Annotated in this window: 3 protein-coding genes; 2 read left to right on the top strand and 1 reads right to left on the bottom strand. The window is 62.0% G+C overall.

Annotated elements, in window-relative coordinates; genetic code table 11:
• Positions 1-213: 213 nt before the first annotated feature.
• Together QMX91_RS29720 and purT are read left to right on the top strand one after the other, a co-directional pair.
• Positions 214-681, top strand: a complete 468-nt coding sequence (locus QMX91_RS29720; protein WP_007967799.1) for a VUT family protein — start codon at positions 214-216, stop codon at positions 679-681.
• 99 nt (positions 682-780) lie between these two features.
• A complete protein-coding gene (purT, locus tag QMX91_RS29715) occupies positions 781-1,962 on the top strand; it encodes a formate-dependent phosphoribosylglycinamide formyltransferase (protein WP_003221968.1) in 1,182 nt (393 codons plus the stop codon).
• 105 nt (positions 1,963-2,067) lie between these two features.
• Here the strand turns inward: purT and QMX91_RS29710 are convergent, their stop codons facing one another.
• Entirely contained in the window at positions 2,068-3,384 is a 1,317-nt protein-coding gene (locus tag QMX91_RS29710; protein ID WP_225137645.1) for an MFS transporter, read from the bottom strand.
• Positions 3,385-3,747 lie beyond the last annotated feature (363 nt).

The raw sequence follows: 3,747 nt of genomic DNA, 5'->3' as shown, positions 1-3,747 counted from the left end.
AAGGCGAGTGGGTTGGTGTGGATGGTTCCCGCAAAATCCGGCGCCTGACAGGCCGCCTTCGCGAGCAAGCCCGCTCCCACATTGGATTTGTGTTCACCTTCGATCAACTGTGGGAGCGGGCTTGCTCGCGAAGAGGCCAGAACAGCCGCTACTTCTTATTGGCCCAACTCAAAGCCTGAAGTAACCTGTGCGCCAATTTGACAGGTCGCCCCCATGATTTTCCTCATCGCCTACATCAGCAGCGTCGTGCTGATCAACTTCGCTTTCTCCACCGCGCCGCACCTGGACATCATCTGGTCGGCCTGGGGCGGGTTGGTGTTCGTGTTGCGCGACATGGTGCAAACCCGTTTCGGCCACGGTGCGCTCGTGGCGATGCTGGCGGCGCTGGTACTGTCTTACGTCACTTCTGATCCATCCATCGCCTTGGCCAGCGCCACAGCGTTCGCGGTGTCGGAAATCATCGACTGGCTGGTGTTCAGCGTCACCAAACGGCCGTTGCGCGACCGCCTGTGGATCAGCTCGGCGCTGAGCATTCCGCTCGATACCTTCATCTTTTTCGGCATGATCGACCTGATGACGCCACCGGTGATCATCACTGCACTGGTCTCGAAGTTCGCTGGCGTCACTGCCGTCTGGCTGATCATGGCCTGGCGCGAGCGCAAACAGGCTGTCGCCAGCTGAGCCAAACCCTGCGGTTCATGTAAAATGCCGCGCTTTCTCCCCATGGAAAGCGCGTCTGGCGTTGCTTTCCTCGATGATCCGCTTCTTTGAGGACCTGAGATGACCCGTATCGGAACTCCATTGTCGCCGACCGCGACCCGCGTATTGCTGTGTGGCTGTGGTGAGTTGGGCAAGGAAGTGGTGATCGAGCTGCAACGCCTGGGCGTTGAAGTGATTGCCGTCGACCGTTACGCCAACGCGCCGGCCATGCAGGTGGCGCACCGCAGCCACGTGATCAACATGCTCGACGGCGCCGCGCTGCGTGCAGTCATCGAAGCCGAGAAACCGCACTTCATCGTGCCGGAAATCGAAGCCATCGCCACCGCCACGCTGGTCGAGCTGGAAGCCGAAGGCTTCACCGTGATCCCGACCGCCCGCGCCGCGCAACTGACCATGAACCGCGAAGGCATCCGCCGTCTGGCCGCTGAAGAGCTGGACCTGCCAACCTCGCCGTACCATTTTGCCGACACCTTCGAGGACTACAGCAAAGCCGTGCAGGATCTGGGTTTCCCGTGCGTGGTCAAGCCAGTCATGAGCTCGTCGGGCAAAGGCCAGAGCCTGCTGCGCAGCGCCGATGACGTGCAGAAAGCCTGGGATTACGCGCAAGAGGGCGGTCGCGCCGGCAAAGGTCGGGTGATCATCGAAGGCTTCATCGATTTCGACTACGAAATCACCCTGCTGACCGTGCGCCACATCGGCGGCACCACGTTCTGCGCACCGGTCGGTCACCGTCAGGAGAAGGGCGACTATCAGGAATCCTGGCAGCCGCAGGCCATGAGCCCGATTGCCCTGGCTGAGTCCGAGCGCGTGGCCAAAGCCGTGACCGAGGCCTTGGGCGGTCGCGGGCTGTTCGGCGTCGAGCTGTTCATCAAGGGTGATCAGGTGTGGTTCAGCGAAGTTTCGCCGCGCCCGCATGACACCGGTCTGGTGACCCTGATTTCCCAGGACCTGTCGCAGTTTGCCCTGCACGCCCGCGCCATTCTCGGTCTGCCGGTGCCGCTGATCCGTCAGTTCGGCCCATCCGCTTCGGCGGTGATTCTGGTGGAAGGGCAGTCGACCCAGACCGCGTTCGCCAACCTGGGCGCAGCGCTGAGCGAGCCGGATACGGCGTTGCGTCTGTTCGGCAAGCCTGAAGTCAATGGTCAGCGCCGGATGGGCGTGGCGTTGGCGCGGGATGAGTCGATTGAGGCTGCGCGTGCCAAGGCGACCCGGGCTGCACAGGCTGTTGTGGTAGAGCTGTAAACCGAGGCGCGGCATTCGCGAGCAAGCCCGCTCCCACATTGGATCTGTGGCGTACACAAAACCAATTGTGGGAGCGGGCTTGCTCGCGAAGCTTTTGATCTTCTGTCAGGCAACCTGATTCAGATCGTTATTGCGCGTTTCCTTCAGGCACAGCACAGCAATCAGGCTGAGCACCGCTGCCGCCGACACATAGCCGCCGACATAACTCAAACCACCCATCGCCACCAGTTTCTGCGCGAAGAACGGGGCGGCCGAGGCGCCGACGATCCCGCCCAGGTTGTAGGCCGCCGATGCGCCGGTATAGCGCACGCGGGTCGGAAACAGTTCCGGCAGCAGCGCGCCCATCGGGGCAAACGTCACGCCCATCAGGAACAGCTCGATGCACAGGAACAGCGCCACGCCCCAGGTCGAGCCCTGTGTCAGCAATGGCTCCATCAGGAATCCGGACAGAATCGCCAGCACACCGCCGACGATCAGCACCGGTTTGCGCCCGTAGCGGTCGCTGGCCCAGGCGGACAACGGCGTTGCGGCGGCCATGAACAGCACGGCAAAACACAGCAGCCCAAGAAACGTTTCACGGCTATAGCCGAGGGTGGACACGCCGTAGCTCAGGGAAAACACCGTCGAGATGTAAAACAGCGCATAGCACACCACCATCGCCGCCGCGCCAAGCAGGGTTGGCGCCCAGTATTGGCTGAACAGCTCGACCAGCGGCACTTTCACCCGTTCCTGACGAGCAATGGCGTTGGCGAATACTGGCGTTTCATGGAGCTTGAGGCGCACGTACAGGCCGACCATCACCAGTGCCGCGCTGAGCAGAAACGGAATCCGCCAGCCCCAACTGCGGAACTGCTCGTCGTCGAGGGTCATGGCCAGGGTCAGGAACAGGCCATTGGCTGCAAGAAAGCCGATTGACGGGCCAAGCTGCGGGAACATGCCGAACCACGCCCGTTTGCCCTTGGGCGCATTCTCCGTGGCCAGCAATGCCGCGCCACCCCATTCGCCACCCAATCCCAAACCCTGACCGAAACGCAGCACACACAACAAAATCGGTGCCCAGGCGCCAATGCTGGCGTAACCCGGCAGCACGCCGATCAGCGTGGTGCACACGCCCATCAGCAAGAGCGAGGCGACCAGTGTCGACTTGCGCCCGATACGGTCACCGAAGTGGCCGAACAAGGCCGAACCCAGCGGTCGGGCGAGGAAGGCGATGCCGAAGGTGAGAAACGCCGAAAGCATCTGCGCGGTGCCGGACGTCTGCGGAAAGAACACCGGCCCGATCACCAGTGCAGCGGCGGTAGCGTAAACGTAGAAGTCGTAGAACTCGATGGCGGTGCCGATGAAACTCGCTGTCGCCACGCGGGTGGCGGAGTTGGTCGGCTGGGCAGGCGCGGTGGCGCTGTAAGCGGTACTGGTCGTCATGCGGTGATCCCTGACAGTCATGAGCTCCGTTGGAGCGAATTATTATGGTTGAACACCCAGGGATGTGGGATGAGGCGCGAGCGCTGTTTCGAGTAGGAACAGTCGTCGGGGTGGTGCGGAAAATTACCGAAACCGTTGGCGTGCGGGGTAAGCACAGGGCTCGGCGGCGCTTGGGTAAGCGGCTCGATTATAGGAAGGGGGCTAACGATCAAACAAGAGCAAAAGATCGCAGCGGATTGACGTCGATTGATCTTCCTGTGGCGAGGGAGCTTGCTCCCGCTGGGTTGCGAAGCGACCCCAACACATTTACGGCCGCTGCGCGCCCGAGCGGGAGCAAGCTCCCTCGCCACAAAAGCGCTTAAA

Source organism: Pseudomonas sp. PS01299 (assembly GCF_029960145.1).
Lineage (GTDB): Bacteria > Pseudomonadota > Gammaproteobacteria > Pseudomonadales > Pseudomonadaceae > Aquipseudomonas > Aquipseudomonas putida_A.
This window is presented reverse-complemented; position numbering and strand designations above follow the sequence as displayed.

Coding starts and splice junctions, on each gene's coding strand:
- QMX91_RS29710 (WP_225137645.1), bottom strand. CDS start 3,384: ATGACGACCAGTACCGCTTACAGCGCCACCGCGCCTGCCCAGCCGACC.
- purT (WP_003221968.1), top strand. CDS start 781: ATGACCCGTATCGGAACTCCATTGTCGCCGACCGCGACCCGCGTATTG.
- QMX91_RS29720 (WP_007967799.1), top strand. CDS start 214: ATGATTTTCCTCATCGCCTACATCAGCAGCGTCGTGCTGATCAACTTC.